This window comes from Aquincola tertiaricarbonis, from assembly GCF_000969605.1.
GTDB classification, from domain to species: Bacteria; Pseudomonadota; Gammaproteobacteria; order Burkholderiales; family Burkholderiaceae_C; genus Aquincola; species Aquincola tertiaricarbonis.
Window position 1 is genome coordinate 472185 of the sequence record NZ_JZUE01000001.1, and the last position, 21375, is coordinate 493559.

The 21375-nt window shown below is 68.7% G+C and carries 23 protein-coding genes and 1 tRNA gene; 12 read left to right on the forward strand and 12 right to left on the reverse strand.

Annotated elements, in window-relative coordinates:
• Positions 1-19 precede the first annotated feature (19 nt).
• Positions 20-361, forward strand: a complete 342-nt coding sequence (locus VO99_RS02240; protein ID WP_046111128.1) for a hypothetical protein — start codon at positions 20-22, stop codon at positions 359-361.
• Between the two features lie 62 nt (positions 362-423).
• Positions 424-573, forward strand: a complete 150-nt coding sequence (locus VO99_RS30060) for a hypothetical protein (protein WP_157039401.1) — start codon at positions 424-426, stop codon at positions 571-573.
• A gap of 9 nt (positions 574-582) precedes the next feature.
• Here VO99_RS30060 and VO99_RS02245 read toward each other — a convergent pair whose 3' ends face one another.
• Positions 583-1611, reverse strand: coding sequence for a bile acid:sodium symporter family protein (locus VO99_RS02245; protein WP_046111248.1), 1029 nt, complete (start codon positions 1609-1611; stop codon positions 583-585).
• Between the two features lie 94 nt (positions 1612-1705).
• Between VO99_RS02245 and VO99_RS02250 the strand changes: the two genes are divergently transcribed.
• Positions 1706-2626, forward strand: coding sequence for a LysR family transcriptional regulator (locus tag VO99_RS02250; protein ID WP_046111129.1), 921 nt, complete (start codon positions 1706-1708; stop codon positions 2624-2626).
• On the opposite strand, the gene VO99_RS02255 is transcribed toward VO99_RS02250, so the two are convergent.
• Positions 2604-3971: a sigma-54-dependent transcriptional regulator gene (locus tag VO99_RS02255; RefSeq protein ID WP_046111130.1), complete on the reverse strand. Its 1368-nt coding sequence runs from the start codon at positions 3969-3971 to the stop codon at positions 2604-2606. The genes VO99_RS02250 and VO99_RS02255 overlap by 23 nt on opposite strands.
• A 125-nt stretch (positions 3972-4096) precedes the next feature.
• Here VO99_RS02255 and VO99_RS02260 point away from each other — a divergent pair, with 125 nt between their 5' ends.
• Entirely contained in the window at positions 4097-4528 is a 432-nt protein-coding gene (locus tag VO99_RS02260; RefSeq protein ID WP_046111131.1) for a PRC-barrel domain-containing protein, read from the forward strand.
• Here the strand turns inward: VO99_RS02260 and VO99_RS02265 are convergent.
• Positions 4458-5573, reverse strand: coding sequence for a DNA topoisomerase IB (locus VO99_RS02265; protein ID WP_046111132.1), 1116 nt, complete (start codon positions 5571-5573; stop codon positions 4458-4460). The genes VO99_RS02260 and VO99_RS02265 overlap by 71 nt on opposite strands.
• Before the next feature lie 251 nt (positions 5574-5824).
• Between VO99_RS02265 and rpoN the strand changes: the two genes are divergently transcribed.
• Positions 5825-7258, forward strand: coding sequence for an RNA polymerase factor sigma-54 (gene rpoN / locus VO99_RS02270; RefSeq protein ID WP_046111133.1), 1434 nt, complete (start codon positions 5825-5827; stop codon positions 7256-7258).
• A 28-nt stretch (positions 7259-7286) separates the two neighbouring features.
• Here rpoN and VO99_RS02275 read toward each other — a convergent pair whose 3' ends face one another.
• The 8 genes from VO99_RS02275 to ispB form a co-directional block, all read right to left on the reverse strand.
• Positions 7287-7514, reverse strand: a complete 228-nt coding sequence (locus tag VO99_RS02275; RefSeq protein ID WP_046111134.1) for a DNA gyrase inhibitor YacG — start codon at positions 7512-7514, stop codon at positions 7287-7289.
• Positions 7515-7536: 22 nt separating this feature from the next.
• Positions 7537-8292, reverse strand: coding sequence for a cell division protein ZapD (gene zapD / locus VO99_RS02280; protein WP_046111135.1), 756 nt, complete (start codon positions 8290-8292; stop codon positions 7537-7539).
• A 27-nt stretch (positions 8293-8319) separates the two neighbouring features.
• The gene (coaE, locus tag VO99_RS02285) at positions 8320-8934 is read right to left on the reverse strand and encodes a dephospho-CoA kinase (protein ID WP_046111136.1); all 615 of its coding nucleotides are present in this window, start codon (positions 8932-8934) and stop codon (positions 8320-8322) included.
• 7 nt (positions 8935-8941) lie between these two features.
• A complete protein-coding gene (locus tag VO99_RS02290; RefSeq protein WP_046111137.1) occupies positions 8942-9877 on the reverse strand; it encodes a prepilin peptidase in 936 nt (311 codons plus the stop codon).
• Between the two features lie 4 nt (positions 9878-9881).
• The gene (locus VO99_RS02295; RefSeq protein WP_046111138.1) at positions 9882-11102 is read right to left on the reverse strand and encodes a type II secretion system F family protein; all 1221 of its coding nucleotides are present in this window, start codon (positions 11100-11102) and stop codon (positions 9882-9884) included.
• Between the two features lie 20 nt (positions 11103-11122).
• A complete protein-coding gene (gene pilB / locus VO99_RS02300) occupies positions 11123-12841 on the reverse strand; it encodes a type IV-A pilus assembly ATPase PilB (protein WP_046111139.1) in 1719 nt (572 codons plus the stop codon).
• A gap of 139 nt (positions 12842-12980) precedes the next feature.
• Positions 12981-13057: transfer RNA gene (locus VO99_RS02305), tRNA-Pro, on the reverse strand.
• Between the two features lie 25 nt (positions 13058-13082).
• On the reverse strand, positions 13083-14093 hold the full coding sequence (ispB, locus tag VO99_RS02310; protein ID WP_083440286.1) for an octaprenyl diphosphate synthase: 1011 nt from the start codon (positions 14091-14093) through the stop codon (positions 13083-13085).
• Between the two features lie 146 nt (positions 14094-14239).
• Here ispB and rplU point away from each other — a divergent pair, with 146 nt between their 5' ends.
• The 4 genes from rplU to proB all read left to right on the forward strand — a co-directional run bounded on the left by rplU (position 14240) and on the right by proB (position 17106).
• Entirely contained in the window at positions 14240-14551 is a 312-nt protein-coding gene (rplU, locus tag VO99_RS02315) for a 50S ribosomal protein L21 (protein WP_046111141.1), read from the forward strand.
• 29 nt (positions 14552-14580) lie between these two features.
• Positions 14581-14838, forward strand: coding sequence for a 50S ribosomal protein L27 (gene rpmA / locus VO99_RS02320; RefSeq protein ID WP_046111142.1), 258 nt, complete (start codon positions 14581-14583; stop codon positions 14836-14838).
• Positions 14839-14924: 86 nt separating this feature from the next.
• Positions 14925-15995 carry an Obg family GTPase CgtA gene (gene cgtA / locus VO99_RS02325; RefSeq protein WP_046111143.1) on the forward strand — a complete coding sequence of 357 codons (1071 nt, stop codon included), beginning with the start codon at positions 14925-14927 and terminating at the stop codon, positions 15993-15995.
• On the forward strand, positions 15988-17106 hold the full coding sequence (proB, locus tag VO99_RS02330) for a glutamate 5-kinase (protein WP_046111144.1): 1119 nt from the start codon (positions 15988-15990) through the stop codon (positions 17104-17106). The genes cgtA and proB overlap by 8 nt, the downstream gene beginning before the upstream one ends.
• Positions 17107-17137: 31 nt before the next feature.
• Here proB and VO99_RS02335 read toward each other — a convergent pair whose 3' ends face one another.
• The gene (locus VO99_RS02335) at positions 17138-17728 is read right to left on the reverse strand and encodes an RNA pyrophosphohydrolase (RefSeq protein WP_046111145.1); all 591 of its coding nucleotides are present in this window, start codon (positions 17726-17728) and stop codon (positions 17138-17140) included.
• A 138-nt stretch (positions 17729-17866) separates the two neighbouring features.
• On the opposite strand from VO99_RS02335, the gene VO99_RS02340 reads away from it, so the two are divergent.
• From VO99_RS02340 to VO99_RS02350, 3 genes are read left to right on the forward strand one after another with little or no spacing between them, the layout of a single operon-like run.
• Positions 17867-19627 carry a proline--tRNA ligase gene (locus VO99_RS02340; protein WP_046111146.1) on the forward strand — a complete coding sequence of 587 codons (1761 nt, stop codon included), beginning with the start codon at positions 17867-17869 and terminating at the stop codon, positions 19625-19627.
• On the forward strand, positions 19624-20718 hold the full coding sequence (locus tag VO99_RS02345; RefSeq protein WP_046111147.1) for a DUF418 domain-containing protein: 1095 nt from the start codon (positions 19624-19626) through the stop codon (positions 20716-20718). The genes VO99_RS02340 and VO99_RS02345 overlap by 4 nt, the downstream gene beginning before the upstream one ends.
• On the forward strand, positions 20715-21356 hold the full coding sequence (locus VO99_RS02350; RefSeq protein WP_046111148.1) for a lytic transglycosylase domain-containing protein: 642 nt from the start codon (positions 20715-20717) through the stop codon (positions 21354-21356). Before VO99_RS02345 ends, VO99_RS02350 begins: the two co-directional genes overlap by 4 nt.
• The last annotated feature ends 19 nt before the right edge of the window (positions 21357-21375 follow it).

Below are 21375 nucleotides of genomic sequence, written 5' to 3' on the forward strand. Positions count from 1 at the left end.
TTCGTAAACAAGGACGCCCGTGGACCTGCAAGTACCGATCAAGATCTTCGACGAACTCCTCGAGGAGGTGATCGAGTCCACCGGCATGCTCGACCTGGCCAGCGGCGAGATCCGCGAGGTGAAGTACATCGACTACGACGTGGCCCAGCGCGGCCTGCCTGCCGAGGACCCCGACTACGACTTCACCAGCGGCATGCTGTCCAACAACGGCCACGAGGTGGAGTTCCGCGTGGAAGTGGACGCCGCCGGCCGCAAGTACTCGGTCACCGCCAGCGAGCTGCTGGAGCTGAAGGGCCGCGCCGCCAAGCTGTTCACCGACAGCGCTCGCGCCGCCGCGGCCAAGAAGACCGGCAAGCGCTGACACCGGGGCGTGCGCCGGGCACGCCACGTGCCGCATCGGTCGCTCTTGAAAAGGAGATGCCGATGAACCTGCACAGCGTGCCCCAGCCACCTCCGCCGCCCCCGCCCGACGTGCTGCCGGTCACCCCCGACGGCGACCCGCCCAGCACCACGCCGCCGGTGCGCGAGCCCGACCTGCCGCACCAGCCGCGGCCGGACGAGACGCTCCAGTAGGCGGTGCGTTCAGCGCCGCGCCGCGGGGGCCACGGCCACCGCGGGTGCGGCCTGCTCCTGCGCCGCCCGCCGGGCATAGCGCTGGGCAATGGAGGCGCACACCATCAGCTGCAGCTGGTGGAACACCATGATGGGCAGCACGATCAGGCCCACGGCCTGCCCGGCGAACAGGATCTGTGCCATCGGCACGCCGCTGGCCAGCGTCTTCTTGGAGCCGCAGAACACGATGGCCACCTCGTCCTCGCGGCTGAAGCCCATGCGCCGGCTGAACAGCACCAGCAGCCCCATCACCACGAACAGCAGCAGCGCGCTGATGCCCACCAGGATGCCCAGGGTGCCCAGGCTGACCTGTTGGTAGAGGCCCTGCACCGTGGCCTCGCTGAAGGCGGAATACACCACCAGCAGGATGGAGCCCTGGTCGAACCACTTCAGCATGCCGCGGTGGCGCGCCACCCAGGCGCCGATCCAGCGCTGCGCGATCTGCCCGGCCACGAAGGGCAGCAGCAGCAGGCCCACGATGCCGGCCGCCGACTGCCAGCTCATCACCCCCGCCGCGCCGCTGCTGGCCGAGCTGGTGGAGGCCATGGCCGCGATCAGCAGCGGCGTGAGCGCGATGCCGGCGATGTTGGAGGTGCTGGCGCTGCACATGGCCGCCGGCACGTTGCCCTTGCCGATGGAGGTGAAGGCGATGGACGACTGCACCGTGGAAGGCAGCGCGCACACGAACAGCACGCCCAGGTACAGCGTGGGGCCGATCAGCGGCTCGAAGAGGGGCCGCAGCGCCAGGCCGAGGATCGGAAACAGGATGAAGGTGGCGCTGATCACCGTGAGGTGCAGCCGCCAGTGCAGCAGGCCCGCCACCACCGCCTCCCGCGACAGCTTGGCCCCGTGCAGGAAGAACAGGCCCGCCACGCAGGCATTGGTGAGCCACTTCACGCCCTGGGCACCCACCCCGTGCACCGGCAGCACCGTGGCCACGCCCAGCACGGCCAGCAGCAGCAGCACGAAGTTGTCGGGCAGGAAGGCAGGTCGTCGCATGGCAGGCTCGATGGGCAAGGGCAGGGCCGTGATTACACGGGCCGCAGCCCCGTTTGTAAAATGGATTGATGGGATCGGTTGATTCGCTGCGCTTATGAATGTCAGCCTGCGTCAGCTGCAGGTGCTGCTGGCCATCGCCGACGAGGGCGGCTTTGCCCGCGCCGGCGCGGCCATCGGCCTGTCGCAGCCGGCGGTCAGCCAGAGCATGCGGGCGCTGGAATCGGAGCTCGGCCTGAAGCTGCTGGACCGCACCACGCGGGAGGTGCTGCTCACCCCCGCCGGCCAGACGCTGGTGGGCCCGCTGCGCCGCGTGCTGGGCGAGTTGCAGGAGTTGCTGGCCCGCACCCAGGCGCTGGGCGCCCAGGCGCGCGGGGTGGTGCGGGTGGCCAGCGCGCCCACCGTCTCGGCCGGCTTGATGCCGCGCTGCCTGTCGGCTGCCCAGCAGCGCCACCCGGACATCCAGGTGCTGCTGACCGACCAGGCCCAGCGCCTGGCACTGGAAAGCGTGCGCGCCGGCGCGGTGGATTTCGCGGTGGTGGTGGGCGGCGACCGCATGGACGACCTGGAGCAGCAGCCGGTGTTCGAGGAGGCCTTCGTGCTGGTGTGCCCGGCCGGCCATGCCTTCGCCCGGCGCAGCAGCGTGTCGCTGGCCGCGCTGGCCGACCAGCCGCTGGTGCTGCTGGACCACACCTCGGGCAGCCGGCCGTTGATCGACGAGGCCTTGCGCCGGCACGGCCCGCGCGCCCGCGTGGTGCAGGACGTGGGCAATGCCACCACCGCCTTCCGCATGGTGGCCGAGGGGCTGGGCCTGTCCATCCTGCCGGCGCTGTCGCTGCCGCTGCCGGATGGACAGGCGCTGCGCGCGGTGGCACTGAAGCCCCCGCTGCGCCGGCGCATCGTGCTGGTGCGGCGGCGCAACCGCTCGCTGTCGCCGGTGGCCCAGCACATCTGGGCGCTGGTGGCCGAACTGGCGTCGGCCACGCGCCCGGCGGCTACTTCTCCGCGTATTCCTTGAGGCGGTTGTAGAGCGTCTTCAGGCTCACGCCCAGGGCCGCGGCGGTGCGTTCCTTGTGGTGGTCGAAGCGCTTGAGCGTGGCCAGGATCACCGCCCGCTCGATCTCTGCCAGCGGCTGGCCGATGCGCACCGTCAGCGTGTCGGGGTCGTCCACGGTCACCGTCGGCGGGCGGGCCTTGGTGCCGGCGCCCAGGCCGGGCTGCAGCCATTCGTCGTCGATGTCGCGGCCGTCGGCCATCAGGTAGATGCGCTGCACCGCGTTGCGCAGGTCGCGCACGTTGCCCTGCCAGCGGTGGCGGCACAGCGCCGCGATGGCGGTGGGCAGGAAGCGCTTGTTCACGCCCTCGCGGCGGCCGATGTCCTGCAGGAAGTGCTCGGCCAGCATCGGGATGTCGTCCGGCCGCTCGTGCAGCGAAGGCATGCGGATCGGGAACACGTCCAGCCGGTACATCAGGTCTTCGCGCAGCTTGCCGCTGGCCACCGCCTCGGTGGGCACGCGGTTGGTGGCGGCGATCACGCGCACGTCGGTTTCCACCGGCGTGGTGCTGCCCACGCGCATGAAGCTGCCGGTCTCCAGCACGCGCAGCAGCTTGACCTGCAGCTCCGGCGGCATCTCGGTCACTTCATCCAGGAACAGCGTGCCGCCGTGCGCCCGTTCGAAGAAGCCCAGGTGCTGGCGGTCGGCGCCGGTGAAGCTGCCCTTCTCGTGGCCGAAGATCTCGCTTTCGATCAGGTGCGGCGAGATGGCGCCGCAGTTCACCGCCAGGAAGGGCTGGTGGCGCCGGCGGCTAAGGTCGTGGATGGTGCGCGCCGCCACTTCCTTGCCGCTGCCGCTCTCACCCGTGATGAGCACGGTGACGGCCGAGCCGGCCACCCTCGCGATCTGCTCGTACACCTGGCGCATCGGCGCGGAGCGGCCCACCATGTGGCCGAAGCGGCCGGTGCGGTCCAGCTCGGCGCGCAGGTCCTCCAGCTCGGCCTTCAGCGTGGAGGGCTGCATCAGGCGCGACAGGATGCCCTGCAGCTGCTTGATGTTGAAGGGCTTGACCAGGTAGTCGGCCACGCCCAGCCGCAGTGCCTGGATGGAGGTCTCGATGCTCGCGTGGCCGGTGACCAGCACCACCTCGGTGTTGGCCAGCTGGTCGGTGTCCTTCAGCAGGTCCAGCCCCTGGCCGTCCGGCAGCTGCAGATCGAGCAGGACGAGATCGGGCGCCCGCGTGGCCAGTTGCCTGCGCGCGTCCTTCAACGTACGTGCCGTCACGGCCGTGAACCCTTCGGCGGCGATCAGAGCCGCCATGGTCTCGGCGACGTCCGGGTCGTCCTCGACGATCAAAGCATGTCCCATAACTACCCGACGCGCGACCTGGCCGCGCTGCAAAAGGCTGATTATGGGTCGGCGCGGCTGCAGTCAGGCACAGGCGTTGCCTTCTGGCTCCACCATCGGGCTTTGCCCTCGCCAGGAGACTGATCATGGCCACCCTGCCTGCCGACGACACCGCCACCCGCATCGACAGCGTTCAGTCGCTCACCGAAGCCACGGGGCCCGGTGCCGCGCTGATGAGCGCCTCCACCCTCACGGGCTTCAACATCGTCAACCTCGCCGGCGAGACGCTGGGCGACGTCGAGGAACTCATGATCGACCTGGCGCATGGCACCGTGGCCTATGCGGTGATGTCCAGCGGTGGCTTCCTGGGCATTGGCGAGAAGCTGTTCGCCATCCCGTGGCGGGCGCTGCGGCTGGACAGCGAGCGCCGCGCCTTCGTGCTGGATGTGCAGAAGTCCCACTTCGACAATGCGCCGGGCTTCGAGTCCACCCACTGGCCCACGCAGCTCAATGGGGGCGAGGCCTGGCACCGGGACGTGCACGACTACTACCAGACGCCCGTGTACTGGGAGAAGTAGCGCCTGCCTTGCGTTCGGCCGCCTGCTCCGCGGCCATCAGCGCCAGCAGGCTGCGTTCACGCGCCAGCAGGCCGCGTGCGCCGCGCTCCTTCACGCGGCACAGCTGCTCAAGGCAGCCGCGCTCGAAGCTGCGCAGCACCGCATGGTGCACATACGACTTGCGGCACACCGCGATGGTGTGGCCCAGGTGTTGCGCCACCTCGCCGATCACCTGCCGGGTGAGCACCGTCAGCTCGCGCTTGGTATGCGGCAGCTCGCAGGGCAGCAGCCGCTCCAGCGCCAGCGCGCTGGCATGCCAGGTGCGGAAGTCCTTGGCGCTGAAGTCGTCGCCGGCCACTGCACGCAGGTATTCGTTGACGTCGGTGGAATCGATGCCGTGCACCTGGCCGTCGTCGTCCAGGTAATGGAACAGCGCCTGGCCCGGCAGCTCCTGGCAGCGGCGCACGATGCGCGCCAGCCGGGCGTCCTCCACCGCCACCTCCTGCTCCACGCCGCTCTTGCCGCGGAAGGACAGCTTGAGCACGCTGCCGCGCACCGCCGCATGCTTGCGCCGCAGCGTGGTCAGGCCGAAGGAGCCGTTCTGCTTGGCGTACTCGTCATTGCCGATGCGCAGGTAGGTGGTGTCCAGCAGCCGCACCAGCGCCGCCAGCACCTTGGTGCGGGGCAGGCCGGGCTGGTCCAGGTCCCGCTGCACCCGCCGGCGGATGGCCGGCAGCACGCGGCCAAACTGCTGCAGCCGCTCGAACTTCGACTGGCCCTGGTGCTCATGCCACAGCGCGTGGTAGCGGTACTGCTTGCGCCCGCGTGCGTCGCGGCCGGTGGCCTGCAGGTGGCCAGTGGCGCGGGGGCAGATCCACACGTCGGTGTAGGCCGGCGGAATGGCCAGCGAGCGGATGCGGGCCAGCGCGGATTCGTCCTTCACCGGCTGCCCCTGCTCGTCGACATAACCGAAGCTGCGCCCGCGCTTGACGCGGCGCCAACCCGGCATCTCGTCGCTCACATAGACCAGGGCGGGCGGCAGGGCGTCGGGGGGTGTGGTGGGCATGGTGCGGCACCTTCGCAGCCGGCGTGCCCGGGGCGGCGCGGGCACCGCGGCCGCGCGGGGCTGCGGCGCAGAATTTTTTGCGGCAAGCGCCTGCCTGTGGCGGGTAGGCCGCGGTATGCCGAGGGGGCCGTCCGGGTACTGGAGATCACTGTCGGAGCATGCCTACATGAAGCGCCCGCATCCGCCTAGGCGCGAGGCGAAGAGCGGCCGCGACACTGTTTGCAACGCCTACCCCGGCCCCAGGAGATTGCATGACCGCCGCACTGCACATGCGCATCGAGCGCCGCCAGACCCAGACCGTCACGCCCCGCCTCCAGCATGCGGTGCGCCTGCTCCAGCTGTCGTCGATGGATTTCGCCCAGGAGGTGCAGCAAGCCCTCGACGGCAACCCCTTCCTGGAGGAAGAGGGCGACGACACCGCGGGCAGCACCGATCTGGACGATGGCGCCGATGTGTCCGCAGCGCCCTGGGAGGCCCAGGCCTGGACGATGTCGGCCGGCGGTGGCCACGGTCCGGCGTCCGACGGCGACGTATCGCTGATCGACCTGCTGCCGCAGAGCATCTCGCTGCGCCAGCACCTGCACACCCAGCTCAACGTGATGCCGCTGACCGAGCGCGACCGCGCACTGGGCGCGATGGTGATCGAGTCGCTGGACGACGACGGCTACCTGCGCCAGCCGCTGGAGGAGCTGTGCACGCTGGCCGAGCTGGACCCGCCCACCGGCCTGGACGAAGTGCGCGTGGCCCTGTGCCGTGTGCAGGGCCTGGACCCGCTGGGCATCGGCGCCCGCGACCTGGCCGAATGCCTGCACCTGCAGACGGTGCTGATCGAGGACGAGAAGCAGCGCGCGCTGGCCCGCAAGGTGCTGGCGCAGCCGCTGCAGCGCCTGGCCATGCGCGAGTTCCACAAGCTGGCCGCCCTGGTGGATGCCACGCCCGCCGAGGTGGAAGCCGTGTGCGAGCGCATCCGCCAGTTCAACCCGCGTCCGGGCTCGCGCTTCGATTCGGCGCGCACACCCTATGTCACGCCCGACGTCATCGTGCGCCGCGGCCGTGGCTCGAACTGGATCACCACGCTGAACCCCGAGGTGGTGCCCCGCGTGCGCCTGAACCGGCTGTATGCCGACCTGTTCCAGCGCCACCGCGACACCGGACAGACCGACCTGGCCGCTCACCTGCGCGAAGCCCGCTGGACGCTGCGCAACGTGGAGCAGCGCTTTGCCACCATCCTGGACGTGGCCAATGCCATCGTGCGCCACCAGCACCACTTCTTCGAGTACGGCCCCATGGCGATGAAGCCGCTGGCACTGCGCGACATCGCGCAGGAGGTGGGCCTGCACGAGTCCACCGTCTGTCGCGTGACCAACAACAAGTACATGGCCACGCCATCGGGCGTGTTCGAGCTGAAGTACTTCTTCTCGCGCTCCTTGCCCACGCACAGCGGCGGCCAGGCCTCCACCACCGCCATCCGCGGCGTGATCCGCGAGCTGATCGAGGAAGAGGCGCCGGGCGAGCCGCTGTCGGACGTGCAACTGGCCGCCATGCTCAAGCGCCAGGGATTCCACGTGGCCCGGCGCACCGTCACCAAGTACCGCCAGCAGCTCAAGCTGCCCGCGGTGGAAATGCGCCGCCAGCGTCCGCCGGTGGGTGCCACCGCCTCGGCCGCCGCCGAAGCACGGGTGTGACGGCAGCCGGCCCGGGCGGGCCGGCGGTTCAGAAGTCGCCGCGCGGGCGCCCGCCGTCGTCGGGCGCTGCGGGCGCGGGCGTGTCGCCCGGCAGGCCGTCGGCCTCCTGCGATTCCGCCGGCAACCGGTAACGATCCTCGGCCCAGGCGCCCAGGTCGGCGGTGCGGCAGCGCTCGCTGCAGAAGGGGCGCCAGCGGTTCTCCGGCGCATACAGGCTGGAACCTCCACAGCCCGGGCACTTCACGGTGCGTGTCATCGTCGTCAGGCAGCTTGGGAATTCAGGCGCAGAGGGTCAGCTCGAAGCTGCAGTCCTCGGTCACCGGCCGCACGCGGCCTTCCGCATCGCTGCGCATCAGCCGCACCGACACCATCAGCCGATGGCCGGTGATCTCCGGCACCAGTTCGGGATCGTCGGGCAGCTTCACACGCAGCAGGTGGTAGGTCTTGCCCTGCGGCAGGCTGCGCTGGAACTGGCCGCCGGTGGCCACCACCTTGTGCGGCACGCCGCTGTCGCGCAGCAGGCCCAGCAGCACATGCAGCGCGTCGGCCAGTGGGCTCATGCTGCCGATCCAGCCCATCAGGTCGGCACGCCGACGCTCCGCCCCGTGCTGCTGCCAGGCGTGGTAGGCAGGCAGGTCGAATTCGCAGGTGCCACCCGGGATGCCGATGCGGCTGCGGATGCTCATCAGCCATTCGTTGCCATTGAGCTGGTGGCCGGCCTTGCCGTCCATCTCGTTCAGGCCGTTGAACGCATGGTCCAGCCGCGAGGTGACGACGTTGAGCGCAGCTTCGGAGATGGCCGGGTTGCCCCGGTAGGCTTCGAGCTGCGCACGGTGGCGGTCCAGCTCCTTCAGCAGGTCGGACTTGAGATCGGCGCGCGAGGCGACGTCCATGATCTCGAACAGGGTGGCCAGCGCGAAGTGGTGGTCCACGGTTGCGTCACGCGCCACCAGTTGGCCGAGCCTGTTGAACAGATGCTCCAGCCGCAGCATCGTGCGGATGCCTTCGTTGAACGGGTATTCGTAGAGAACCAAGATGCAGGCCCGTAAGGATGGCTCTGCTTATTGTTTCACAGGGTCCACGCTCCAGTACTGCCACAGGCGCTGTACCTGGGTATCGAGCTGTTCCAAGGTCAGCCCCTCGTTGAACAGCACCGCATCGGCGATGGCCCGGCGTGCCTGGCGCGTGGCCTGCTGGCCGATCACACGCTCCACCGTGGCCTGCGTCCAGCCCGAGCGGCGCATCACGCGGGCCACCTGGGTGGCCTCGCTGCAGTCCACCACCAGCACCTTGTGCACCCGCGCGCGCCAGTGGGCCGACTCGGTCAGCAGCGGCACGTCGAAGACGATGGTGCGGCCCGCGGCCAGCGCGGCCTGGCGCTGCGTCTCGGCGCCGATCATCGGATGCAGGATGGCTTCCAGCCGGTGGCGCGCCGCGGGGTCGGCGAACACCCGCTGGCGCATGTGGTCGCGGTCCAGTGCGCCATCGGCGGCGATGGCCGCATCGCCGAAGGCCGCGGCGATGGCCGGCAGCGCCGCGCCGCCGCTGGCGGTGAGGGCGCGCGAGATCGCATCGGTGTCCACCAGCACCGCGCCGCGGGCCACTAGCCGTGCGGCCACGGTGCTCTTGCCGCTGCCGATGCCGCCGGTCAGGCCGATGTGCAGGCCGCGGTCCATCGTCGCGTCAGGCCCAGCCGATCCAGCCCAGCACCGTGGACGTGCCGGCCAGCATCACCACCAGCCCGGCGCCCGCCAGGAAGGGGCCGAAGGGCACATAGCGGCCTTCGCGCAGCGACGAGCGCATCTTCATGCCGATGCCCACCACCGCACCGATCACCGACGACATCAGCAGGATGGGCACGATGGCCTGCCAGCCCAGCCACGCCCCCAGCGCGGCCAGCAGCTTGAAGTCGCCATAGCCCATGCCTTCCTTGCCGGTGGTCAGCTTGAACAGCCAGTACACCGACCACAGCGACAGGTAGCCCGCCACCGCGCCCCACAGCGCTGTGGACAGCGGCAGCGTCCAGCCGAGCGCCGCGGCCACCAGGCCGCCCCACAGCAGCGGGAAGTTCAGGGCGTCGGGCAGCACCGTGGTGTCCCAGTCGATGGCGGCCAGCGCCACCAGCACCGCGGCCACCGCACACCACAGTACGGTCACCGGCTGCGCACCGAAGCGCCAGCCGATGGCCCCGAACAGCACCGCCGTGGCCAGCTCGATCAGCGGATAGCGCGCCGAGATGCGGCTGCCGCAGGCCGAGCAGCGGCCCTTGAGCCGCAGCCAGCCCAGCAGCGGCAGGTTCTCGTGCCAGCGGATCGCATGGCCGCAGGAAGGGCAGCGGGAGCGCGGCGCGGCGATGCCCAGGTGCGGCAGGGCTTCCAGCGCGGTGCTCAGCTGGCGGGCGGTCTGCTGCTGGGCGCCGGGCATCTCGCCCTTGTCCGCGAACACGCGCCGCCAGGAGTCGCCATCGCCCAGCTGGTGCGACACGTCGCCCCACCACTGCCGCTCGATCATCAGCGGCAGGCGGTGGATCACCACGTTGAGGAAGCTGCCGATGCACAGGCCCACCAGGGCCAGGACCCAGGGCGACAGCAGCAGGTCGAGCGGTAGGTCGGCCGGCACTTGTCTAGACGACCGAGCCGAGCTTGAAGATGGGCAGGTACATCGACACCACGATGCCGCCGATCAGCGTGCCCAGGATGACGATGATGAACGGCTCCATCAGGCTGGACAGGCCCTTGACCATCTCGTCCACCTCGTCCTCGTAGAACTCGGCCGCCTTGCCCAGCATGTGGTCCAGGGAGCCGGATTCCTCGCCGATGGAGGCCATCTGCAGCACCATCGTGGGGAACACGCCGGTGGACTGCATCGCGGTGGTCAGCGCCGAGCCGGTGGACACGTCCTTCTGGATCTTCTCGGTGGCCATCGCGTACACCGCGTTGCCGGAAGCCCCGCCCACCGAATCCAGCGCCTCCACCAGCGGCACGCCGGCGGCAAACATCGTGGACAGGGTGCGCGTCCAGCGTGCGATCACGCTCTTGTTGATCAGCTCGCCGAACACCGGGATGCGCAGCAGCAGCCGGTCCATCGCGATCTGCATCTTCTCGGAGCGGCGCCAGCTTTGCATGAAGAAGTAGCCGCCGCCGAACAGCACGCCGAAGATCACCCACCAGTAGCCGACGAAGAACTCCGACAGCGCGATCACGAACAGCGTGGGCGCCGGCAGGTCGGCGCCGAAGGAGCTGAACACATCCTTGAAGGCCGGGATCACGAACAGCATGATCACCGTCAGCACCACGAAGGCCACCACCATCACCGCCACCGGGTACATCAGCGCCGACTTGATCTTCGACTTCAGCGCCAGCGTCTTTTCCTCGTACAGCGCCAGCCGTTCCAGCAGCTGCTCCAGGATGCCGCCCGCCTCGCCGGCTTCCACCAGGTTGGCGTACAGCGCATTGAAGTGCAGCGGATGCTTGCGGAAGGCGGCCGACAGGCTGGTGCCGGTCTCCACGTCGGAGCGGATGTCGTTGAGCAGCCGGGTGAGCTTGGGGTTGGTGCTGCCGCGCGCCACGATGTCGAAGGACTGCAGCAGCGGCACGCCGGCCTTCATCATCGTGGCCAGCTGGCGGGTGAAGATGGCGATGTCCTTCTGCTTGATGGACTTGCCACCCGACATCCGGCGCTTCTTCACCTTGGTGATCATCACGCCCTGGCGGCGCAGCATGGCGCTCACCGCGGCCTCGCCACCGGAGCGGATCTCACCACGAACGGTCTTGCCGTTCTTGTCCTTGCCTTCCCACTCGAAGACAAATTCCTTGATGTTCTTCGCGGCTGCAGCAGTCGCCATTCCAGACCTTCCCCGAACGTCTATTCGTTGGTGACCGTGATCACTTCTTCCAGCGTGGTCACGCCTGCCCGCACCTTCACCAGGCCCGACTGCCGAAGGTCTCGCACGCCCTCGATCTGCGCCTGCTTGGCGATGTCCAGGGCCGTGCCCTCCGACAGGATGATGCGCTGGATGGCCTCGGTGATCGGCATCACCTGGTACAGACCCACGCGGCCCTTGTAGCCGTTGTTGCAGGCCGAGCACCCGATCGCCCGGTACGGCTTCCAGGTGCCATCCAGGTCTTCGTCACGAAAGCCCGCGCGCTTGAGGGCTTCGCGCGGGTATTCGGCCGGCGCCTTGCAGTTCTCGCACAGCCGGCGCGCCAGCCGCTGGGCGGTGATCAGCAGCACGCTGGCCGCGATGTTGAACGGTGCCACGCCCATGTTCATCAGGCGGGTGAGGGTGGTGGGCGCGTCGTTGGTGTGCAGCGTGGACATCACCAGGTGGCCGGTCTGCGCGGCCTTGATCGCGATGTCGGCGGTGTCCAGGTCGCGGATCTCGCCCACCATGATGATGTCCGGGTCCTGCCGCAGGAACGACTTCAGCGCGACCGCGAAGGTCATGCCGGCCTTGTCGTTCACGTTCACCTGGTTGATGCCGGGCAGGTTGATTTCCGCCGGGTCTTCCACCGTGGCGATGTTGACGCCCGGCTGGTTGAGCATGTTCAGGCAGGTGTACAGCGACACCGTCTTGCCCGAGCCGGTGGGTCCGGTGACCAGGATCATCCCGTAGGGCCGCTGGATCGCGGCCATCAGCCGATCCTTCTCGATCTTCTCGTAGCCCAGTGCCTCGATGCCCAGCTTGGCCGACGACGGATCCAGGATCCGGATCACGATCTTCTCGCCGAACAGGGTCGGCAGCGTGCTCACGCGGAAGTCGATCGCCTTGTTGCCGAACTTCAGCTTCATGCGGCCGTCCTGCGGCACGCGCTTCTCGGAGATGTCCAGCCGGCTGATGACCTTGATGCGCGAGGCCAGCTTGTCCTTGATGGCCACCGGCGGCTGCGTGATCTCGCGCAGCTCGCCGTCGATGCGGAAGCGCACGCGGTAGTGGTACTCGTAGGGCTCGAAGTGCAGGTCGGACGCACGTGCGTTGATGGCGTCGATCAGCATCTTCTGCAGGAAGCGCACCACCGGCGCGTCTTCCACCTCCGACACCACCTCGTTGGCCTGTTCGTCGGCAGCGGCCTCGTCGTTGACGTCGAAGTCGAAGTCCCCGCCGGCGAGGCTTTCCAGTGCCTCGTTGACGGTGGCGCCCAGCGCCTCCATCAGCGCGGCCAGCTTGTCGTACTCCACCAGCACCCACTCGGGCGACAGCTGGGTGGCGAACTTGATGCGCTCGATCGCTTCCTGGTCGGTGGGATCGGCGCCGCCGATGAACAGGCGGTTGCCGCGCCGGCCCAGTACCACCACCTGGTACTGGCTGGCCAGCTTGTTGTCAATGACGTTGCGCGGCAGCCGCTCCACGTCCACCGCCTTCAGGTCCAGCAGCGGCACCGCCAGGGCATTGGACAGCGTGTGCGCCAGGTCCGAGGCGGACACCGTGCCGGCGGCCACCAGCGCCGAGACGAAGCTCACCCGTCTTTCACGCGCCTGGGCCGCCAGTGCTTCCGCCTGGCGCGGCTGCAACCGGCCCGCATGCACCAGCACACGGGCGACTCCGGACAGGCTCGATTGGGCGGCGTCGGCGACAGTATCCACAGGGCAACTTTTGACTTCGGCCGCAGTGTAGTTCGCGCCGGCAGCCGCAAGCCCCGGAACAGGGGCCGCTGTAGCACCTACATTCAAATCGTGGCGCCAATGAAAAAGGCCGCATTGCTGCGGCCTTTTTCGTGTGTCCTGGTCGGGGTGAGAGGATTCGAACCTCCGGCCTCTACGTCCCGAACGTAGCGCTCTACCAGGCTAAGCTACACCCCGATTTCTTTTTGTTGTGCCCAACTAGCTAGTACGAGCGATCAACTGACTGAACGCATAAGTCTAGCAGCGCTTCCTTGAATTGGGAAGGGGGTATCGCGCTGAGGCAGTCACGCGCCTTGTCGGCCTCTTGGCGTGCGGCCTCCCGCGTGGCTTCCAGCGCACCGGTGCTGCGCACGATCTGCACGATCTCGTCCAGCCGCTCGACCTCGCCCTGCTCGATGGCGTGGCGGATCAGCTGGCGCTGCGCGGCGGTACCGCGCTCCATCGCCACCAGCAGCGGCAGCGTGGGCTTGCCCTCGCGCAGGTCGTCGCCTACGTTCTTGCCCAGCTCGGCGGTGGCACCCTGGTAGTCCAGCAGGTCGTCCACCAGCTGGAAGGCGGTACCCAGCGAGCGGCCATAGTCGGCGCAACGGTCTTCCAGCTCGCGCGGCGCATCGGCCAGCACTGCGCCCAGGCGCGCGCTGGCCTCGAACAGCTTGGCCGTCTTGTAGCGGATCACGCGCAGGTAGTCGTCGACCGCCAGGTCGGGGTCGTGCATGTTCATCAGCTGCAGCACCTCGCCCTCGGCGATGACGTTGGTGGCGTCGGCCAGCACGTCGAGCACGCGCATGCGGTCGACCGACACCATCAGCTGGAAGGCACGGGAGTACAGGAAGTCGCCCACCAGCACGCTGGCGGCGTTGCCGAACATGGCATTGGCCGTCTGGCGACCGCGGCGCAGTGACGACTCGTCCACCACGTCGTCGTGCAGCAGCGTGGCGGTGTGGATGAATTCCACCGTGGCGGCCAGCGTGAAGCGCTCCGGGCCGGTGAAACCGAGGGCATTGGCAAACAGCAGCACCAGCCGCGGGCGGATGCGCTTGCCGCCGGCGCTGACGATGTAGTGCGAGATCTGGTTGATCAGCACCACTTCGGAGCGCAGGCGCTCGGTGATGGCGGCGTCCACTGCCTGCATCTCGTGCGCCATCGGATCGACGGCGAGAGGGGTGGAGGGGGCAGGCGAAGTCACGTTGGCGTTAGGGGAAGTGGACGACATTGGGTAGCCCGCGATTATAGGAACATCGCCGTGACGCTCCGCCGGCTGGCTGCCCCGCTTGTTGCCAAGCCCGCGGATCAGGCTATAATGCCGGGTTCCGCGCGCCAAGGGTCGTCCTTGGGGTGCGGATGATTGAAAGGGTTGACATGTACGCGGTCATAAAAACCGGTGGCAAGCAATACAAGGTTGCTTCCGGCGAGAAGATCAAGGTAGAACAGATTGCTGCGGACGTTGGCCAGGAAATCGTGATTGACCAGGTGCTCGCCGTCGGAAACGGCGCAGAGCTCACGGTCGGCACGCCCCTGGTTGCCGGCGCCAGCGTGAAGGCCACCGTTGTGGCGCAAGGCAAGCACGACAAGGTCCGCATCTTCAAGATGCGCCGTCGCAAGCACTATCAGAAGCACGGTGGTCATCGTCAGACCTACACCGAGCTCGAGATCGGTGCCGTGACGCTCTGACGTCGTCGCTAATTCAGGAGCATTGATCCATGGCACAGAAAAAAGGCGGCGGTTCCACCCGGAACGGCCGCGACTCCAAACCGAAGATGCTGGGCGTGAAGGCGTTCGGTGGTCAGGCCGTCTCGGCCGGCTCGATCATCGTGCGCCAGCGTGGCACCAAGTTCCATGCCGGCACCAACGTCGGCATCGGCAAGGACCACACGCTGTTCGCGCTGGTCGATGGCCAGGTCTCGTTCGCCATCAAGGGCGAGCGCAACCGCCAGACGGTGTTCGTCACCCCCGTGTGACGGTCCGGCTGCCCAGGCAGCCGGCACCGCTGCGAGGCCCCGGCTTGCCGGGGCCTTTGTCTTTTTGCTTCTAAGATCTCCCGACCATGAAGTTCGTTGACGAAGCCACCATTGATGCAGCCGCCGGTGACGGCGGCGCCGGCTGCGCGAGCTTCCGGCGAGAGAAGTTCATCCCCTTCGGCGGCCCCAACGGCGGTGACGGCGGGCGCGGCGGCAGCGTGTACGCGGTGGCCGACCGCAACCTCAACACGCTGATCGACTACCGCTACGCGCGCCGCCACGAGGCAAAGAACGGCGAGGCCGGTCGCGGCTCCGACCAGTTCGGGGCGGCCGCCGAGGACATCGTGCTGCGCATGCCGGTGGGCACCATCATCACCGACATCGACAAGAACGAAGTCATCGCCGAGCTGCTGGTGCCCGGCGAGCCGGTGCTGATCTGCAAGGGCGGCGACGGCGGCTTCGGCAACCTGCATTTCAAGAGCAGCACCAACCGCGCGCCGCGGCAGAAGACGCCCGGCTGGCCCGGCGAGGCGAAGAAGCTCAAGCTCGAGCTGCGCGTGCTGGCCGACGTGGGCCTGCTGGGCATGCCCAACGCCGGCAAGAGCACGCTGATCGCGGCCATCTCGAATGCCCGGCCGAAGATCGCCGACTACCCGTTCACCACGCTGCATCCCAACCTAGGCGTGGTGCGCGTAGCGCCGGAAAAGAGCTTCGTCGTCGCCGACGTGCCGGGCCTGATCGAAGGTGCGGCCGATGGCGCCGGCCTCGGCCACCGCTTCCTGCGGCACCTTCAGCGCACCCGCCTGCTGCTGCATCTCGTGGACATGGCGCCGTTCGACGAGGCCGTGGACCCGGTGGCGCAGGCCAAGGGCATCATCAAGGAGCTCAAGCGCTACGACGAATCCCTGCACGACAAGCCGCGCTGGCTGGTGCTCAACAAGCTGGACATGGTGCCGGCCGAGGAGCGGGCCGCGCGCATCAAGGACTTCGTCAAGCGCATGAAGTGGAAGGGCCCGGTCTTCGAGATCTCCGCGCTCACCCGGGAGGGCCTGGAGCCGCTCATCCATGCGGTGTACGACCATGTGGCCGCCGAGAAGAACGCGCCGATGCCCGACCCGGACCCGCGTTTCGACGCCCCTGTTGCGCAAGATGAATGACGAACTGAAGACCGCCCGGCGCATCGTCGTCAAGGTCGGTTCCAGCCTGGTCACCAACGAAGGCCGCGGCGTCGATGCCGAGGCCATCGGCAACTGGTGCCGCCAGCTCGCGGCCCTGGCCGAGGGCGGCCGCGAGGTGGTGATGGTGTCCAGTGGCGCCATTGCCGAGGGCATGAAGCGCCTGGGCTGGACCACGCGGCCGAAGGAGCTGCACGAGCTGCAGGCCGCCGCGGCCGTCGGCCAGATGGGCTTGGCGCAGATGTACGAGAGCAAGCTGTCGGAGCACGGCATGGGCAGTGCGCAGGTGCTGCTCACGCATGCCGACCTGGCGGACCGCGAGCGTTACCTGAACGCCCGCTCCACGCTGCTGACGCTGCTGGGCCTGAAGGTCATTCCGGTCATCAACGAGAACGACACCGTCGTCAACGACGAGATCAAGTTTGGCGACAACGACACCCTGGGCGCCCTGGTGGCCAACCTGGTGGAAGCCGATGCATTGGTGATCTTGACGGACCAGCGGGGCCTGTACACCGCCGACCCGCGCAACAACCCCGACGCCCGCTTCGTCGATGTGGCCCAGGCCGGCGATCCGGAGCTGGAGCGCATGGCCGGTGGCGCCGGTTCCAGCATCGGCCGCGGCGGCATGATCACGAAGATCCTGGCCGCCACGCGGGCCGCCCGCAGCGGCGCCAGCACCGTAATCGCCTGGGGTCGCGAAGCCGACGTGCTGCTGCGCCTGGTGCAGGGCGAGGCGATCGGCACGCTGCTGGTGGCCAGCACCGCCAAGCGCGCGGCGCGCAAGCAGTGGATGGCTGACCACCTGCAGCTGCGCGGCGCGGTGGTGGTGGACGCGGGTGCGGCGCAGGCGCTGCTGGGCGACGGCAAGAGCCTGCTGCCCATTGGCATGAGCGAGGTGCAGGGCGAGTTCCACCGCGGTGACGTGATCGCGGTGCGCACGCAGGAAGGGCGCGAGATCGCGCGCGGCCTGGCCAACTACTCCAGCGCCGAGGCCCGGCTCATCGTGCGCAAGCCGTCATCGCAGATCGAAGGCCTGTTGGGCTACATGAACGAGCCCGAGATGATCCACCGCACGAACCTCGTGCTGACCTGATGACAGCGCCTGGGCCGCGAGGCCCGGGCTGTCATTCAGGTGTCGTCGTCTGCGGGTTACCGTCCAGCGACAGGGCCGACGACCGCTGGCCGCCGTCGTCCTGCCGATGCGGGCGCATGCCCGAGCGCAGGTAGCGGTTGTGGTGGTTGGGGCGCGGCAGGAAGCGCGCGAGCTCGGTGAGCGCCATCTGGTAGACGTCGCGCTTGAACTCGATCACCACATCCAGCGGCACCCAATACTCGTTCCAGCGCCAGGCGTCGAACTCCGGGTGGTCGGTGGCACGCAGGTTCATGTCGCTGTCGCGGCCCATGAGCCGCAACAGGAACCAGATCTGCTTCTGGCCGCGGTAGTGGCCCCGCGCATCGCGGCGGATGTAGTGCTCGGGTACCTCGTATCGAAGCCAATCGCGGGTGCGCGCCAGTATCCTCACCTGCTCCGGATGCAGCCCCACTTCCTCGTGAAGCTCGCGGAACATGGCCTGTTCGGGCGTCTCGCCATGCTTGATGCCCCCCTGGGGAAATTGCCAGGAGTGCGTCCGCAGACGCTTGCCCCAGAAGACCTGGTTCCGGGCGTTGAGCAGGATGATGCCGACGTTCGGCCTGAAGCCTTCACGGTCGAGCATAATCAAACCTCGAATCTATAAGTTGAAATCATTATTGCACCGGGCCGGTGCGGCATGCGATGTCTCGCTTTCCCGCATCGTCAGCGCCCTGGACATGGCAGCGCTCCCCGCGCTCGCCTTGCATGATTCAGACCTCCCATGAAAAGCAGCCAGTTCTTCATTTCGACGCTGAAGGAAGCGCCCGCGGACGCCGAGATCGTCAGCCACAAGCTGATGCTTCGCGCCGGATTCATCAAGCGCCTGGGCGCTGGCATCTACAACTACATGCCGATGGGGCTGCGGGTCATCCGCAAGGTGGAAGCCATCATCCGCGAGGAGATGAACCGCGCCGGCGCCGTCGAGCTGCTGATGCCGGTGGTGCAGCCGGCCGAGCTGTGGCAGGAGACCGGCCGCTTCGACAAGATGGGCCCGGAGCTGCTGCGGGTCAAGGACCGGCATGAACGGGACTTCATCATCCAGCCCACCAGCGAGGAGGCGGTGACCGACATCGCCCGCCAGGAGCTGCGCAGCTACAAGCAGCTGCCGAAAAATTTCTACCACATTCAGACCAAGTTCCGCGACGAGCGCCGGCCGCGCTTCGGCGTGATGCGCGGGCGCGAGTTCACGATGAAGGACGCCTATTCCTTCGACCGCGACGTGGCCGCCGCCGGCAAGAGCTACGACGCAATGTATGCCGCCTATTGCGCGGTGTTCGACCGCCTGGGCCTGCAGTACCGCGCGGTGGCGGCCGACACCGGCGCCATCGGCGGCGACCGTTCGCATGAGTTTCAGGTGATCGCCGACACCGGGGAGGATGCGCTGGTGTACTGCCCGACCAGCGACTACGCCGCCAACATCGAGCTGGCCGAATCCGTCGCGCTGCTCGCCGAGCGTGCCGCGCCGGCACAGGCGCTGGAGAAGACGCCCACGCCCGGCAAGGCCACCTGCGAGGACGTGGCCGCGCTGCTGGGCCTGCCGCTGGAGCGCACGGTGAAGTCGCTGGTGCTGGCCACCGACGAGCGCAACGAAGCCGGCGACATCGTCAAGGCCACGGTGTGGCTGCTGCTGGTGCGCGGCGACCATGCGCTCAACGAGATCAAAGCCGGCAAGCTGGCCGGGCTGAAGAATGGCTACCGCTTCGCGACCGTGGCCGAGATCGAGGAGCACTTCGGCTGCAAGCCGGGCTACCTCGGTCCCATCGGCCTGAAGAAGCCGGTGAAGGTGATTGCCGACCGCACCGTGGCGAACATGAGCGACTTCGTCTGCGGCGCCAACGAGGCCGATTTCCACTTCACCGGCGTGAACTGGGGCCGCGATCTGCCCGAGCCCGACGAGGTGGCTGACATCCGCAATGCGCAGGCCGGCGATCCTTCGCCTGACGGCCGGGGCGTGCTGGCCATCCAGCGCGGCATCGAGGTGGGCCATGTGTTCTACCTCGGCACCAAGTACTCGAAGGCGATGAACGCCACCTTCCTGGACGAGGCGGGCAAGCCGCAGTTCTTCGAGATGGGCTGCTACGGCATCGGCGTCACGCGCATCTTGGGCGCGGCCATCGAGCAAAGCCATGACGAGCGCGGCATCGTCTGGCCGGACAGCATCGCACCCTTCACCGTGGTGCTGTGCCCCATCGGCTACGACCGCAGCGCCGAGGTCAAGGCGGCGGCCGACCAGCTGCACGATGACCTGCAGCGGCTGGGCATCGACGTGATGCTGGACGATCGCGGCGAACGCCCGGGCGCCATGTTCGCTGACTGGGAGCTGATCGGCGTGCCCCACCGCGTCGTGCTGTCGGACCGCGGCTTGAAGGAAGGCCAGGTCGAGTACCAGGGTCGGCGTGACGCCGCCGCCACCAAGCTGGCGCTGGCCGAGCTGGTCTCGCATCTGCAGGCCCGCCTGAAGGCCCCGGCTGCCGCCGAGTGACCTCGCCCACGCATCGCCGAGACCCGCTGCTGGATGCGCTGCGGGCGCTGGCGATGGTGGGTGTGCTGGTGGTCAACGCCATCTCGTACACCGTGGGGCCCTGGGGTGCGCCGTTGGGCGAGGCCGATCCGGCCAGCATGCTGTCCCTGGGGCTGCAGTCGCTCACTGCGCTGCTGCTGCATGGCAAGGCCTATCCGATGCTGGCCTTCCTCTTTGGCGCTGGTCTGGTGCTGGCCAGCCGCCGCGCCACGCTGCAGGACCGGCGCCGCCGGCTGTGGCGCCTGTTGGGCCTGGGCGTGCTGCACGGCGCCCTGGTCTATGCCGGCGACATCCTGACGATGTATGCGCTGTGCGGCTTCACCGTGGTGGCGCATGCGCGTGAGCGTCTGTCGCGCCTGCATGCCCGCTGGTTGCGTGCTTGCGGCTGGGCGCTGGGCTCGGTGGCGCTCAGCGTGATGCTGACGCTGCTGGCCGGCGGCAGCGCGCAGGCCGATGCGTCCGAGGGCTTCGGCGCCACCGCCTCCTGGCGCGACCAGTTCGTGCTCAACCTGAATGCCTACCTGATGCTGCAGGTGCTGGGGCTGGTGTTGTTCCTGCCGGTGCTGCGGGCGGCGATGCTCGCCGGCATGCTGGCGGCGCGGCTGCGCCTGCTCACCCACCGCCGTTGGCGGCCGGTGTGGCAGCGCTGGGTGCGCCGGCTGCTGCCGGTGGGGTTGCTGGCCAATGCGGCTTATGCCTTCAGCATCACCGATGCCGCGGCACGCGGTGACAGCGCCTTGTCGCTGTGGACGGCCGTGGCCCCCGGCATCGGCTGGATGCTGACCGTGCCACTGGTCGGTCTGGTGGTGCTGCATGCCCGCCGCTGGCCGCAGGCCCTGGCGCCGCTGGGCCAGCGCACGCTGAGCCTGTACCTGCTGCATTCGCTGGGTTGCCTGGCGCTGTTCAGCGGCGCGGGGCTGGGCTGGCCGCTGCCGCCGCTGGCCGCCTGGACGTGGGCAATGGGCCTGTGGTGGCTGGCGATACCGGCCGCCCGGGCGATGGCGCGGCAGGGCTGGCGCGGCCCGTTCGAGGCGTGGATGGGCCGCCGATGAAACGCCCCGGGATGTTGCGTCGGCGTGCCTGCCTGGCGCTGGGTGCGGGTGCGCTCTGGGGCCTGCCCGGCGTGGGCGCGCGCGCGGGCACGCAGGCGGAGGAGCCGCTGGCCAACGCCGTGCGGTCGGCGATGTCGGCCGCCATCGCCGCCGAGGCGCCTCCGCAGCCGAGCTTCCCGACGGTGGAGGCCCGCCTGGCCTACCTGCGCTGGCTGGGCGCCATGAGCGAGCGACTGCAACGGCAGAAGACCGAACGCCGCACGCGGTTGGAGTTCCTCGAGGCCACCTGGTACGAGAGCACGCGCGCCGGCCTGGAGCCGGCGCTGGTGCTGGGCCTGATCCAGGTGGAAAGCGCTTTCCGCAAGTACGCCATCAGCTCGGCCGGTGCGCGCGGCTACATGCAGGTGATGCCGTTCTGGTCGCGGCTGATCGGTGACGGCGACCCCAGCCAGCTGTTCCACATGCAGACCAACCTGCGCTTCGGCTGCGTGATCCTGCGGCACTACCTGGACCGGGAGCGGGGCGACCTGTTCCTGGCGCTGGGCCGCTACAACGGCAGCCGCGGCCGGGCGGAATATCCGAATGCGGTGTTCGCCGCGCGTCGGCGCTGGCAGTTCACGGCCTCGCCCGCAGCCTGAGCGCCGGCGGGCCGGCTGG